This window comes from Janibacter sp. A1S7 (assembly GCF_037198315.1).
Classification (GTDB): Bacteria; Actinomycetota; Actinomycetes; order Actinomycetales; family Dermatophilaceae; genus Janibacter; species Janibacter alittae.
The window spans coordinates 1,772,472-1,785,377 of the sequence record NZ_CP144913.1; the positions used below are offsets into that span (position 1 = coordinate 1,772,472).

13 protein-coding genes are annotated in these 12,906 nt (G+C 68.4%); 3 read left to right on the forward strand and 10 right to left on the reverse strand.

Features of this window, described 5'->3' with window-relative positions:
• Nucleotides 1-1,392: 1,392 nt before the first annotated feature.
• The 10 genes from V1351_RS08485 to V1351_RS08530 all read right to left on the reverse strand — a co-directional run bounded on the left by V1351_RS08485 (nucleotide 1,393) and on the right by V1351_RS08530 (nucleotide 10,261).
• The gene (locus V1351_RS08485; RefSeq protein ID WP_338747727.1) at nucleotides 1,393-2,991 is read right to left on the reverse strand and encodes an ABC-F family ATP-binding cassette domain-containing protein; all 1,599 of its coding nucleotides are present in this window, start codon (nucleotides 2,989-2,991) and stop codon (nucleotides 1,393-1,395) included.
• Between the two features lie 113 nt (nucleotides 2,992-3,104).
• Entirely contained in the window at nucleotides 3,105-3,665 is a 561-nt protein-coding gene (locus V1351_RS08490) for an acVLRF1 family peptidyl-tRNA hydrolase (protein ID WP_338747728.1), read from the reverse strand.
• A gap of 13 nt (nucleotides 3,666-3,678) precedes the next feature.
• Entirely contained in the window at nucleotides 3,679-4,008 is a 330-nt protein-coding gene (locus tag V1351_RS08495) for a metal-sulfur cluster assembly factor (RefSeq protein ID WP_338747729.1), read from the reverse strand.
• Nucleotides 4,005-4,475 carry a Fe-S cluster assembly sulfur transfer protein SufU gene (sufU, locus tag V1351_RS08500; RefSeq protein WP_338747730.1) on the reverse strand — a complete coding sequence of 157 codons (471 nt, stop codon included), beginning with the start codon at nucleotides 4,473-4,475 and terminating at the stop codon, nucleotides 4,005-4,007. The genes V1351_RS08495 and sufU overlap by 4 nt, the downstream gene beginning before the upstream one ends.
• On the reverse strand, nucleotides 4,475-5,755 hold the full coding sequence (locus V1351_RS08505; RefSeq protein WP_338752489.1) for a SufS family cysteine desulfurase: 1,281 nt from the start codon (nucleotides 5,753-5,755) through the stop codon (nucleotides 4,475-4,477). Before V1351_RS08505 ends, sufU begins: the two co-directional genes overlap by 1 nt.
• 2 nt (nucleotides 5,756-5,757) lie before the next feature.
• Nucleotides 5,758-6,537: a Fe-S cluster assembly ATPase SufC gene (gene sufC / locus V1351_RS08510; protein WP_338747731.1), complete on the reverse strand. Its 780-nt coding sequence runs from the start codon at nucleotides 6,535-6,537 to the stop codon at nucleotides 5,758-5,760.
• 49 nt (nucleotides 6,538-6,586) lie between these two features.
• Entirely contained in the window at nucleotides 6,587-6,937 is a 351-nt protein-coding gene (locus V1351_RS08515; RefSeq protein WP_338747732.1) for a non-heme iron oxygenase ferredoxin subunit, read from the reverse strand.
• On the reverse strand, nucleotides 6,934-8,118 hold the full coding sequence (gene sufD, locus V1351_RS08520) for a Fe-S cluster assembly protein SufD (protein WP_338747733.1): 1,185 nt from the start codon (nucleotides 8,116-8,118) through the stop codon (nucleotides 6,934-6,936). Before sufD ends, V1351_RS08515 begins: the two co-directional genes overlap by 4 nt.
• On the reverse strand, nucleotides 8,118-9,539 hold the full coding sequence (sufB, locus tag V1351_RS08525; protein ID WP_338747734.1) for a Fe-S cluster assembly protein SufB: 1,422 nt from the start codon (nucleotides 9,537-9,539) through the stop codon (nucleotides 8,118-8,120). The genes sufD and sufB overlap by 1 nt, the downstream gene beginning before the upstream one ends.
• Nucleotides 9,536-10,261, reverse strand: coding sequence for a helix-turn-helix transcriptional regulator (locus V1351_RS08530; protein WP_338747735.1), 726 nt, complete (start codon nucleotides 10,259-10,261; stop codon nucleotides 9,536-9,538). The genes sufB and V1351_RS08530 overlap by 4 nt, the downstream gene beginning before the upstream one ends.
• A gap of 87 nt (nucleotides 10,262-10,348) precedes the next feature.
• On the opposite strand from V1351_RS08530, the gene V1351_RS08535 reads away from it, so the two are divergent.
• Genes V1351_RS08535 through V1351_RS08545 form a run of 3 tightly spaced genes read left to right on the forward strand, consistent with a single transcriptional unit; the run spans nucleotide 10,349 to nucleotide 12,772 of the window.
• Nucleotides 10,349-11,059 (forward strand): ABC transporter ATP-binding protein, encoded by a 711-nt coding sequence (locus V1351_RS08535; RefSeq protein WP_338747736.1) that lies wholly within the window; start codon nucleotides 10,349-10,351, stop codon nucleotides 11,057-11,059.
• Nucleotides 11,049-11,816: an ABC transporter permease gene (locus V1351_RS08540; RefSeq protein ID WP_338747737.1), complete on the forward strand. Its 768-nt coding sequence runs from the start codon at nucleotides 11,049-11,051 to the stop codon at nucleotides 11,814-11,816. The genes V1351_RS08535 and V1351_RS08540 overlap by 11 nt, the downstream gene beginning before the upstream one ends.
• A 47-nt stretch (nucleotides 11,817-11,863) precedes the next feature.
• On the forward strand, nucleotides 11,864-12,772 hold the full coding sequence (locus V1351_RS08545; protein ID WP_338747738.1) for a COX15/CtaA family protein: 909 nt from the start codon (nucleotides 11,864-11,866) through the stop codon (nucleotides 12,770-12,772).
• The last annotated feature ends 134 nt before the right edge of the window (nucleotides 12,773-12,906 follow it).

Below are 12,906 nucleotides of genomic sequence, written 5' to 3' on the forward strand. Positions count from 1 at the left end.
CGACAAGGACCCAACCCAGTACCTGTCCGCCCGAGACAATTCTATCCACGCCAAGAATTGTGATAAGTAGGCAGCACAGGGCGAAAACATAGAATCGGATCATCGATGCAAATGACTGGTCCTGTTGAGCGCTTTCTGGAGTCTTCACGTCGGGTACACGCACGTTGAGCAAACTGCGTGTGCAGACGCGCAGCATGCATCAACAGCAGCGGGACACGAAGCCATCGCACAGAGGATGCAGGTGAACCAGCCGCTGCACGACAGGCACCCGATGCAACTGACTGTTCCTGCCACACACTGCCACGTCGCTGCCCAGTCGCACTCCTCCGTCATGTGCTTCTCACCACAGGTATTGCCCGGGCCGCACGACAGATTGCACCCTCCACATGGGTCGCTCGCCATATTCAGGAGATCAGCGTCCTGCGGGACAGGCACTGGGACATCTCCGTTGACGCTCACGGCCACATTTTCGAACGACGACAGGTCGCCCGACTCTAGTAGGTCCACGTGCATATGCTGCGCACGGGATACGAATCCATCGACCGGCTCGGTACGACGAGTGTGCGTAAGAAAGATCCGCTGTTCGTGCTGGTAGCACAACACCGTCCGCTCAATTACGCCGTTCGACAACCTGTGCTCAACTCCCGACACTTCGATTGCCCCGGTGCCCGTCGACACACTGCCAGTTCCGTCTCCCGCTTGCTGCAATAGATCCTTGGAAACGCTGGACAATTCGGAGGACTTAGCCTGTGACCCCAGTAGGGCGTGGGCACCGACTACATTCCTCATATCAGTTGAGGCGAAGGCTCGTTCAACCTCGTCAATCAAATCGCGACCTTCGAGATACACCCCAGCCGACTTCGTAGTTGTTGTTGACGTGGGCTTGGCTGACGGCTTTGCCACTGCGTTGCTTGTTCGTGCCAACAACCCGATCCCCACGGCTGCTCCAAGACTACCGCGGATAAGTGCCCGCCGCTGAATGAGGGCCTTCCATGGAGAACCACTGAGAGCGTCGCCACCGAGAGCCGCAAGGATCCGCCAAGTGGTTCGCGTGTCAAGATGGCGCGAAAGCACGGGCGCAATCTGCCACCCCGTCCACGCTTGAATATCTCCTCCCTTCTCCACAACCAGCGTGGGCGCCCAAGGTGGATTCTTGCCCAAGGCTCGCTGTCGCCACTCCTGCATTGCGTGCGACCGCAAGGACATCACTTGGACGCGTTCGCCTGACCCCTCGGTGATCCTTCGTGCTATTCGGGAGCACTCCCCACACGACGCGTCGAAGCCCAGAAAAAGATTCGTCGTAGTGCCCATTTGGCTTTTCCCCTTGGCTCGGTTCAAGCGTGCCTGTACCACCATCACACGAGGCTGGAGGTCGCGCAACCGGAGAAGGTCTTACGCCAAGGCGATGAGTTCTCGATAGTCGGCGTTCCAGAAGTCCTCGATCCCGTCGGGCAGCAGCAGGATCCGCTCCGGCTGCAGGGCGTCGACCGCGCCCTCGTCGTGGGTGACGAGAACGACGGCGCCGGAGAACGTCGACAACGCCCCGAGGATCTCCTCGCGGCTGGCCGGGTCGAGGTTGTTCGTCGGCTCGTCGAGGAGCAGGACGTTGGCGCTGGAGACGACGAGCAGTGCCAGGGACAGCCGGGTCTTCTCCCCGCCGGAGAGCACGCCGGCGGGCTTGTCCACGTCGTCGCCGGAGAAGAGGAAGGACCCCAGCACCTTGCGCACCTCGGTCTCGCCGAGATCCGGCGCCGCGGACTTCATGTTGGCCAGCACGCTGCGGTCGACGTCGAGGTTCTCGTGCTCCTGGGCGTAGTAGCCGAGCTTGAGCCCGTGCCCCGGCTCGACCTGGCCGGTGTCCGGTGCGTCGACGCCGGCGAGCATGCGCAGCAGGGTGGTCTTCCCGGCACCGTTGAGGCCGAGGACGACGACCTTGCTCCCCCGGTCGATCGCCAGGTCGACGTCGGTGAAGATCTCCAGGCTTCCGTAGGAGCGCGACAGCCCCGAGGCACGAAGGGGGGTCCGCCCGCACGGTGCGGGGTCGGGGAAGCGCAACCGGGCCACCCGGTCGCTGGCCCGCTCCCCCTCGACGCCGGCGAGCATCTTCTCCGCCCGCTTGATCATCTGCTGGGCGGCGGTGGCCTTCGTCGCCTTCGCCCGCATCTTGTCGGCCTGCTCGAGCAGCGCGCCGGCCTTCTTCTGCGCGTTCTGCAGCTCGCGCTTGCGGCGGCGCTCGTCGGTCTCGCGCTGCTGGAGGTAGTTCTTCCAGCCCATGTTGTAGATGTCGAGCTCGCACCGGTTGGCGTCGAGGTGGAAGACGCGGTTGACGACGACCTCGAGCAGCTCGACGTCGTGGCTGATGATGATCAGCCCGCCCTTGTAGTTCTTCAGGTGCTCCCGCAGCCAGGCGATGGAGTCGGCGTCGAGGTGGTTCGTCGGCTCGTCGAGAAGCAGGGTCTCGTTGCCGGAGAAGAGGATCCGGGCCAGCTCCACGCGCCGCCGCTGACCGCCGGAGAGGGTCTCGAGCGTCTGGTCGAGACGGTCCTCGTCGATGCCCAGGGCCGAGGCCATGCTCGCCGCCTCCGACTCGGCCGCGTAGCCGCCGACGGCCTCGAACTCCTCCTGCAGTCGCGCGAAGCGGGCCATCGCCCGCTCCAGGGTCTCCGGGTCGGCGCTCGCCATCCGCTGCTCCGCGGTCCGCCGCTCGGTGACGATGCGGTCGAGACCTCGGGCCGAGAGGATGCGTTCGCGTGCGGTCACGCTCAGGTCACCTGTCCGCGGGTCCTGCGGCAGGTAGCCGATGCCCCCACCGGAGGTGACCTCGCCCGTTGCCGCCTGCCCCTGACCGGCGAGCACCTTCGTCAGGGTCGTCTTGCCGGCGCCGTTGCGCCCGACGAGGCCGACCCGGTCACCCGGCGCGACCCGGAAGGTCGCGCCCTCGAGAAGGATCCGGGAGCCAGCGCGCAGCTCGATCCCGGTTGCTGTGATCACGGGGTTGTTCTCCTGCAGGGTCGAAGGGGGTCGGCGGTCAGTGTAGGTCGCGGTCCGTCGGGTCACCGCATTCGCTCGACGACGCGGGCCGGGGCTCCCGGCATCCCGCGTGCTCAGTCGTCGAGCGTGAAGCGCACTGCCCGGGACCGTCTCGCGGCATCCTCGAGGACGGACAGCCGTGGATCGGGCAGGTTCCACAGCGTTCGTCGCTCGAGGTCACCCAAGTGGGCCAGTCGCGGGTCGGTCAGCACCTGCTCGGCCAACGTCCGGTCGCCGCCCAGGACGAGGGCGTCCACTCGCCCGGGAGGCAGGTGCTTGCACGCGAGCTCGGCCACCGCGGAGACGACCGAGTCGGCCTGGTTGCCGCGTCGGCGGCTGTACCGCTGCTGGCTCCACCCACCGGCCTTGGTCCGCGACTGGACGTACCGGGTGCCGCACGTGTGGGAGGTGAGCTCGCCCCCTTCGTCCACACCGACGGCGTGGCCGCCGCGACGCACGAGCACCAGACCGATGTGCTCGTGCTCGAACGTCTCCCCCACGGCACGGGCACCGTCACCGCCGACGAGCAGCACACGGCCCGGCTCGACGGAGCGGGTGACGCCGTCGTGCCGGGCCGCGAAGCCATCGACCCACCGGTCGAGGCGATGCGCATCGACCTCGATGAGGCGGGTCATCGGGCGTGGATGATCAGATGTTGAAGCCGAGGGCGCGCAGTTGCTCGCGCCCGTCGTCGGTGATCTTGTCCGGGCCCCACGGCGGCATCCAGATCCAGTTGATCCGCATGCCGGCAACCAGGTCGGTCAGCACGGAGTCGACCTGGTCCTCGATGACGTCCTGCAAGGGGCAGGCGGCAGACGTGAGGGTCATGTCGATGACCGCATGGTTCTGCGGGTCGACGGTGATGCCGTAGACGAGGCCGAGATCGACGACGTTGATGCCGAGCTCGGGGTCGACGACGTCGCGCAGCGCCTCTTCGACGTCTGCGACGTTGGTGGGGGTCGGTGCCTGGGCGGTCATGCGGTCTCTCCTTCGGTTTCTTTCGCGATATCGACGCCGGCCTGGACGAGGGCGTCGGTGAGAGCCATCCAACTCAGCAGCGCGCACTTCACGCGCGCCGGGTACTGGGCGACGCCGGCCAGGGCGACACCGTCCCCGATGATCTCCTCGTCGCCGCTCTCCTGGCCGCGGCTGGTGAGCATCTGGCGCATGGCGGCGTGGATCTCCATGGCGTCCGCGATCGACTCACCGGTCAGCTCGTCGGCCAGGATCGAGGTGCTCGCCATCGAGATCGAGCAGCCCATCGCCTCGTAGGAGATGTCGGTGATCGTCGCGTCCGGTCCGGTGCCGTCGAGGTGCACCCGCAGGGTGACCTCGTCGCCGCAGGTCGGGTTGACGTGGCTGACCTCGGCCAGGTGCCCCTCACGCAGGCCGTGCCCGACCTGACGCTTCGAGTGGTCGAGAATCAGCTCCTGGTAGAGATTCATCAGGCAGCCCCCCGATCCACACCGAAGATGCCGGGAACGGTGTCCAGTGCCTCCACGAGGCGATCGATCTCGGCCGGGGTGTTGTAGACGGCCATCGAGGCGCGCGTGGTGGCCGCGATCTTGTAGGCGCGGTGCAGCGGCCAGGCGCAGTGGTGACCGACGCGCACGGCGACACCGTGGTCGTCGAGTACCTGACCGACGTCGTGCGCGTGCACGCCGTCGACGACGAAGCTGACCGCCGCACCCCGGTGGACAGTGTCCGCCGGGCCGACGAGGCGCACCCAGTCCCGGGCCGCAACCGCATCCAGCAGCCGGGCGGTGAGCGCCTGCTCGTGCGCGGCGATGCGCTCGACGCCGATCTCGCGCATCCAGCGCACGGCGGCACCCAGGCCGATGGCCTGGCTGGTCATCGGCACGCCTGCCTCGAAGCGGGTCGGAGGGGCCATGTACGTGCTGCCCTCCATCCGCACGATCTCGATCATCGAGCCGCCGGTGAGGAAGGCCGGCATCCGGTCGAGCAGGTCGTAACGACCCCACAGGATCCCGATACCGCTGGGGCCGTACATCTTGTGGCCGGAGAAGGCCATCAGGTCCACACCGAGCTCGGAGACGTCCACCGGCAGGTGGGGTACCGACTGGCAGGCATCGAGGACGGTGATCGCTCCGACCGACGTCGCCGCGGCGACGAAGCGCGGGACGTCACTGATGGCGCCGAGCACGTTCGAGGCGTGGGTGAAGGCCATGACCTTGGTGCGCTCGGTGACCATGCCCTCCAGCTGGTCCATGTCGAGTCGGCCGTCCTCGGTGACTCCGATCCACCGCAGGGTCGCGCCGGTGCGTCGGCACAACTCCTGCCACGGCACGAGGTTGGCGTGGTGCTCTGCCTCGGTGATGAGGATCTCGTCCCCCTCACCGACGCGCAGGGGTGATCCCGCCTCCGCGTTGGAGAAGGCGTAGGCCGCCAGGTTCAGCGCCTCGGTGGCGTTCTTGGTGAAGACGACCTCGCGCTCGGCCGCGCCGATGAAGGCGGCGATGTCCGCACGCGCCTGCTCGTAGGCCTCGGTGGCCTCCTCGGAGAGCGCGTGCGCGCCGCGATGCGGAGCGGAGTTGGCCGTGACGAGGAACTCCCGCTCCGCGTCGAGCACCGCAAGCGGCTTGTGCGAGGTCGCCCCCGAGTCGAGGTAGACCAGCGGCTTGCCCCCGCGCACGCTGCGCCCGAGGATCGGGAACTGGTCGCGCAGTGCGGCCAGCTCCGTGTCCGGGATCAGCTGCTCGGTCATCATCACGCCCCGGTGATCGCGGCGGGCTCCCCCGTCGGCACGAAGCGGTCGTAGCCCTCGGCCTCGAGCTGGTCGGCCAGCTCCGCACCACCCTGCTCGGCAATGCGTCCGTCGACGAAGACGTGCACGTGGTCCGGCTTGATGTAGCGCAGGATCCGCGTGTAGTGCGTGATGAGCAGGACACCGGAGTCGGTCTTGTCCTGCACGCGGTTGACGCCCTCGGCGACGACGCGCAGGGCGTCGACGTCCAGACCGGAGTCCGTCTCGTCGAGGACGGCGAACTTCGGCTTGAGCAGCTCCATCTGCAGGATCTCGTGGCGCTTCTTCTCACCACCGGAGAAGCCCTCGTTGACGTTGCGGTCGGCGAAGGTCGGGTCCATGCGCAGCTCGCTCATGGTCGTGCGCACGTCCTTGACCCAGTGGCGCAGCTTCGGGGCCTCCCCGTCGATGGCGGTCCTGGCGGTCCGCAGGAAGTTGCTCACCGTGACACCGGGAACCTCGACCGGGTACTGCATCGCGAGGAAGAGCCCTGCGCGGGCGCGCTCGTCGACGCTCATCGACAACACGTCCTCGCCGTCGAGGGTGATCGACCCGGAGGTGACCGTGTACTTGGGGTGACCCGCGATGGAGTAGGCGAGGGTCGACTTGCCGGAGCCGTTCGGCCCCATGATCGCGTGCGTCTCGCCGGACTTCAGGGTCAGCGTGACACCCTTGAGGATCTCCTTGGAGCCCTCCTCGGTGTCGACGCTGACGTGCAGGTCGGTGATCTCGAGCGTTGCCATGTCTGTTCGTCCTTCGTATGTGGAGATGATTGGGGTGGGCCGGCGACCGTCAGACCGTGCGAGGCGCCTCGTCGGACAGTGCGACGAACACCTCGCCATCGATGACTCGCGTGGCGTGCACGACCACGGGGACCGTGGCCGGGAGACTGGTCGGTTTGCCGGACACGAGGTTGAAGCGCGAACCGTGCAGCCAGCACTCGATCTCGCACCCCTCGACCTCGCCCTCGGACAGCGACACACGACCGTGCGTGCACTCGTCGTCGATGCAGTGCACGCTGCCGTCCTCGGCGTGGATGATCGAGACGACCCGTCCCTGGATCTCCGCCTTGGCAGCGCCCACGTCCGGCAACTCGTCGAGCCGGCAGACGCGGATGAAGTCGGCCTCGGTCGCGGTGCTCATGCCGTGGCCCCCGAGCTCGCCTCGAGCTCCTCGTCGATGGCGGCCATGACCTTCTCGCTGATCTCGTCGTCACCGATGCGCTGGACGATGCTGTTGAAGAACCCGCGCACGACCAGACGGCGGGCCAGCTCCTGCGGGACACCACGGGACTGCAGGTAGAACAACTGCTGGTCGTCGAAACGTCCGGTCGTCGAGGCGTGACCGGCGCCGACGATCTCTCCGGTCTCGATCTCGAGGTTGGGCACCGAGTCCGCCCGCGCCCCGTCGGTGAGGATGAGGTTGCGGTTGAGCTCGTAGGTGTCGGTCCCCTCCGCGGCAGCCCGGATGAGGACGTCGCCCACCCAGACGGTCTGCGCCGTCTCGCCCTGCAGCGCGCCCTTGTACTCGACGTTGCTGCGGCAGTGCGGCGCCTCGTGGTCGACGAAGAGACGGTGCTCCAGGTGCTGGCCGGCGTCGGCGAAGTACACGCCCAGGCCCTCGAAGGACCCACCGGGACCGGTGTAGGTCGCGTTGGTGTTCAGCCGCACGATGCCGCCACCGATGGAGATGGCGATGTGCCGCGCCGACGCGTCCCGGCCGACGACGACGTCGTGCTGGGCGAGGTGGTGGGTGTCGTCCTGCCAGTCCTGCACCGTGACGAGCGTGACCTTCGAGGAGTCCCCGGCAATCACGGTGACCAGCTCGTTGTAGTCGCTCGACCCGGTGTGGTTGAGCACGATCGTCGCCGAGGAGAACGCGCCGACGCGCACGACGAGGTGGCCGTTCACGGTCTGTCGCTCGGTTCCCTCCAGCGAGATGCGCACCGGCTCGGTGAGCTCGCTCTCCTTCGGCACGTCGACGAGGGAGATGCCCTCACCGTGGGTCGCCGCCAGCGCCGCCGGCCGGTCGATCGGCTTGGGCAGCGAGTCACGGCCCAGCTCCTCCACGGATGTCGTCGTGAGGGTGACGCCCTCCGGCAGGTGCGTGGTCCACTCGAGGGACGCGCCGCTCGCCTCGTCCGCGAGGAGGTTCGTCAGGCGACTGATCGGGGTGAACCGCCAGTCCTCCTCGCGACCCTCGGGCATCGGGAAGTCGGCAACCTCCCACGAGCGGATCCGTTCGCCACGGGAGGCGTCCGGAACCATGGTCTCGCCGGAGTGGGTGTGAGCCTGTCGGCTCGGTGTGTCAGCCAGCAGGCTCATCAGCCAACGGCTCCTTCCATCTGGAGTTCAATGAGGCGGTTCAGCTCGAGGGCGTACTCCATCGGGAGCTCCTTGGCGATCGGCTCGACGAAGCCGCGCACGATCATCGCCATCGCCTCCTCCTCGCTCATCCCGCGGGACATGAGGTAGAAGAGCTGGTCGGCGGAGACCTTCGACACGGTCGCCTCGTGGCCCATCTGCACGTCGTCCTCGCGGACGTCGACGTAGGGGTAGGTGTCCGATCGGCTGATCGTGTCGACGAGCAACGCGTCGCAGACGACGTTCGACTTGGAGTTCGTCGCCCCCTCGAGCACCTGCACCAGGCCCCGGTAGGAGCTGCGTCCACCGCCACGGGCGACGGACTTGGAGATGATCGAGCTGGAGGTGTTCGGCGCGGCATGGACCATCTTCGCGCCCGCGTCCTGGTGCTGGCCCTCGCCGGCGAGGGCGACCGAGAGGGTCTCACCCTTGGCGTACTCGCCCATGAGGAAGCAGGCGGGGTACTTCATCGTCACCTTGGAGCCGATGTTGCCGTCGATCCACTCCATCGTGCCGCCCTCCTCGACCGTGGTGCGCTTGGTCACGAGGTTGTACACGTTGTTCGACCAGTTCTGGATGGTCGTGTAGCGCACCCGGGCGTTCTTCTTCACGACGATCTCGACCACGGCGCTGTGCAGCGATGCAGTGGTGTAGATCGGTGCGGTGCAGCCCTCGACGTAGTGCACGGAGGAGCCCTCGTCCGCGATGATCAGCGTGCGCTCGAACTGGCCCATGTTCTCGGTGTTGATCCGGAAGTAGGCCTGCAGCGGGATGTCCACGTGGACGCCCGGCGGCACGTAGATGAAGGAACCACCCGACCAGACGGCGGTGTTCAGCGCCGAGAACTTGTTGTCACCGGCCGGGATGACGGTACCGAAGTACTCCCGGAAGAGGTCCTCGTGCTCGCGCAGACCGGAGTCGGTGTCGACGAAGATGACGCCCTTCTCCTCCAGGTCCTCACGGATCTGGTGGTAGACGACCTCCGACTCGTACTGGGCCGCGACGCCCGCGACGAGACGCTGCTTCTCCGCCTCGGGGATGCCGAGCTTGTCGTAGGTGTTGCGGATGTCCTCGGGCAGCTCCTCCCAGGAGCTGGCCTGGTTCTCGGTGGACTTCACGAAGTACTTGATGTTCTGGAAGTCGATGCCGGTGAGGTCGCTGCCCCAGGTGGGCATCGGCTTCTTGCCGAACAGGCGCAGCGACTTCAGGCGCAGGTCCCGCATCCACGTCGGCTCACTCTTGCGATCGCTGATGTCGAGCACGACCTCTTCGTTGAGGCCCCGCTTGGCCGACTCCCCGGCAGCATCGCTGTCGGACCAGCCGTACTCGTAGCGGCCGATGTCCTTGAGTCCTGGGTTCAGCTCTTCGATGTTGGTGCTCATCGGGTGGACCTCTCTGTGTGGGATCGCGTCCCCGGTGCGGGGACGAAGGTGGTGCAGACGTGATGGCCCTGGGCCAAGGTGGCCAGACGCTGGACGTGCACGCCGAGGAGGCGGCTGAAGGCGTCGGTCTCCGCCTCGCACAGCTCGGGGAACTCCGTGGCGACGTGTCGGACCGGGCAGTGCCCCTGGCACAGCTGGACACCGACACTGCTGTCCTCGCCGACCGGGCGGGCGCTGGCAGCGTAACCCTCGAGCCCCAGTGCCTCGACCAGCGCCTGCGTGCGGGCGTGCGGATCGGGGCCCGCGGCGTCGAGCCGGTCGCGCACCCGTGCCTCGAAGCCGGCGACCCGCTCGTCGGCGAAGGCACGCACGGCGTCCTCACCGCCCCGCTCCCGCAGGAAGCGCATCACCTCGGTGGCCAGCTCGTCGTACTCGGAGGGGAGGTGATCGTGCCCGGAGTCGGCCACGACCCACTCACGGGCAGGGCGACCGCGGCCCCGCTTGCCCTGGTGGGGTGCCCGGCTGGTGACCGAGGAGTCCTCGGCCAGCTGGTCGAGGTGGCGCCGTACGCCGGTGGCCGTCAGGCCGAGGTGGACGGCGATGTCAGCGGCGGTGATCGGGCCGTGCTCGCTGATCACCGCGAGCACCCGGTCGCGGGTGCTGGCATCACGGGTGTCGACGTCGCCCTGCGACGTCGAGAGGTCCCGCGGTGAATTAAGCACACACCCATGTTACGTAATTCTCCACAGGAGACAACACAGGCACCCCTAACCATGGGACCGCCCCGGCATTGCCTAGACTTGCCCACCGTGACCCGAGCCGTTGTCGTGGAGGACCTGCGCCGCGTCTTCGGTGACGTCATCGCCGTCGACGGGGCCACGTGGGGCGCCGACACGGGCGAGATCACCTGCGTTCTCGGCCCCAATGGCGCCGGCAAGACCACCACCATCGAATGCCTCGAGGGCCTGCTGCGGCCCGACTCCGGCAACTGCCGCGTCCTGGGCGTGACCCCGTGGCAGGCGGGTGCGGCCCACCGGGCCCGCGTCGGCGTCATGCTCCAGGACGGCGGCCTGCCCCAGAGCGTGAACGCCGGGCGACTGATGGCGCACCTCGCTCGCCTCCACACTGCCGACCGCGCAGCCGAACTGATCGAGCGTCTGGACATCACCCCCTTCGCCACCACCCCCATCCGTCGCCTCAGCGGCGGCCAACGGCAGCGGGTCGCGTTGGCGGCCGCCCTCGTCGGAGGGCCCCTGGTCGCCTTCCTCGACGAGCCGACCGCCGGGCTCGACCCCCACGCCCGGTTGGAGGTGTGGGACCTGCTGCGGGACGAGGCCGAGGCAGGCGTCGGCCTCGTCGTGACCACGCACAGCTTCGAGGAGGCCGAGCGTCTCGCGGCGCGGGTCGTCATCCTCGACCGGGGGCGCGTCGTGGCCGACGGGGCACCGGAGCAGATCTCCGGCGGCGGCCGCCTCGAGGACGCCTACTTCTCACTCACCGGAGGCCCCCGTGACCGCTGAGACCGGGACCCACGTCCCCACCCCGGCTCGTCGACCGGCCCGTGTCGCCGCCCAGGCCCGCTTCGAGGCGGGCATCCTGGCACGCAACGGAGAGCAGCTGCTCGTCTCCCTCGTCCTGCCGGCCCTCGCCCTCGTGGCCCTCGTCACGACCTCGTACCCGGACCTGGCCGCGCCGCGGATCGCCGTGGTGGCTCCCGGTGTCCTCGCGCTGGCCGTCGTGTCCACGGCATTCACGGGCCAGGCCATCCAGACCGCCTTCGACCGCCGCTACGGCGTACTGCGCATGCTCGCGACCACCCCCGTCGGCACCGACGGGCTCCTCGCGGGGAAGGCCCTGGCGATCTGCGCCGTGGCGGCCGTCCAGCTCGTGGTGCTCGGCCTGCTCGCCGTCGCCATGGGCTGGCAGCCCGATCTCGTGGGGCTGCTCATCGCCCCGGTGACGGCGGCGCTCGGGGTGTGGGTCTTCGTCGCCCTCGCCCTCTTCCTGGCCGGAGCCATGCGGGCCGAGGCCGTCCTCGCGGTCGCCAACCTCGTGTGGGTGCTCCTCGCCGGCCTGGGTGGCCTGCTGCTGCCCGCTGAGACACTCGGCAGCACGGCCGCCGCGGTCGTGCAGTGGCTGCCGTCGGCGGCCCTCGGTGACGCCTTCCGCGACCAGCTGGGGCACGGGGACGTGCCACTGCTGCCGTGGCTGGTCCTGCTCGTCTGGGGCACCGCACTGAGCCTGCTCGTGGTGCGTACCTTCCGCTGGCGCGAGTGACCGCCCCCGACGACCGGCACCGACGACGCGCCACATACCGTGATGGGGTGTCCGAGTACCCCGCTGCCGCACGCACGTGGCTGCCCCGCCTGCTCCTGCTCAACCTGGTCGTCGAGATCGGCATCGTCCTCACCGGCGGCCTGGTCCGCCTCACCGGCTCCGGGCTCGGGTGCCCCACCTGGCCCCAGTGCGTCCCGGGGTCGTACGTCCCCACCGTCGAGCAGGCCGAGGGGGTCCACAAGTTCATCGAGTTCGGCAACCGCACCCTCACCGGGGTCGTCGGTGTCGTCGCCCTCGTCCTGCTCATCGCGCTGTACCGCTGGGCCCGTGACCGCCCGGAGCTGATCCGCGGCACCTGGGTCGTCCTCGGCGGCGTCGCGGCACAGGCGATCGTCGGTGGCATCACGGTGCTCACCGGCCTCAACCCGTGGATCGTCGGCTTCCACTTCCTGTGCTCCATGGTGATCATCGGCATCTCGGCATGGCTGCTGTGGCGCTACCGACAGAGCGCCGGCCCGACCCGGTCGCTGCTCCACCCACTGGTCGGGCGCACCATCTGGTTGCTGGGCACCGTGGCCGTCGTCGTGCTCGTGCTCGGCACCGTCGTGACGGGCTCGGGTCCGCACTCCGGCGACGCGGACACCCCGGCCCGCACCGGCTTCGACCCCCGCACGATCTCCTGGCTGCACGCCGACGCCGTCATGCTCTTCATCGGCATCGGCGTCGCCGTCTGGCTGGGTGCCAAGCTCACCGAGCGCGCGGACGGTCCTGCCCGCGCCTGGGCGGTCGTCCTCGTGGTCACCCTCGCCCAGGGTCTCGTCGGGTACGTGCAGTACCTCACGAAGCTGCCCGAGGTCCTCGTCCTGGCCCACATGTTCGGCGCGGCCGCGCTCGTCGTCGTCATCGCCCGAGCGATCGTGCTCTCCCGCACGACGGACCCCCTCGTGGCTGACTGACCCGAGCAGGCGGACGCGGGCTCGTCTGTGGCGCGTGTGTGCTCCGTCCGTGAACGGATGCCCCGGATGTCGGGAGATGGCCGGGAAGTCTCACCGTGGTCGAGACACGACGCGGCCCATCCGCGGCGACCCAG

Coding starts and splice junctions, on each gene's coding strand:
- sufU (WP_338747730.1), bottom strand. CDS start 4,475: ATGAATCTCTACCAGGAGCTGATTCTCGACCACTCGAAGCGTCAGGTC.
- V1351_RS08515 (WP_338747732.1), bottom strand. CDS start 6,937: ATGAGCACCGCGACCGAGGCCGACTTCATCCGCGTCTGCCGGCTCGAC.
- V1351_RS08505 (WP_338752489.1), bottom strand. CDS start 5,755: ATGACCGAGCAGCTGATCCCGGACACGGAGCTGGCCGCACTGCGCGAC.
- V1351_RS08490 (WP_338747728.1), bottom strand. CDS start 3,665: ATGACCCGCCTCATCGAGGTCGATGCGCATCGCCTCGACCGGTGGGTC.
- sufB (WP_338747734.1), bottom strand. CDS start 9,539: ATGAGCACCAACATCGAAGAGCTGAACCCAGGACTCAAGGACATCGGC.
- sufC (WP_338747731.1), bottom strand. CDS start 6,537: ATGGCAACGCTCGAGATCACCGACCTGCACGTCAGCGTCGACACCGAG.
- sufD (WP_338747733.1), bottom strand. CDS start 8,118: ATGAGCCTGCTGGCTGACACACCGAGCCGACAGGCTCACACCCACTCC.
- V1351_RS08495 (WP_338747729.1), bottom strand. CDS start 4,008: ATGACCGCCCAGGCACCGACCCCCACCAACGTCGCAGACGTCGAAGAG.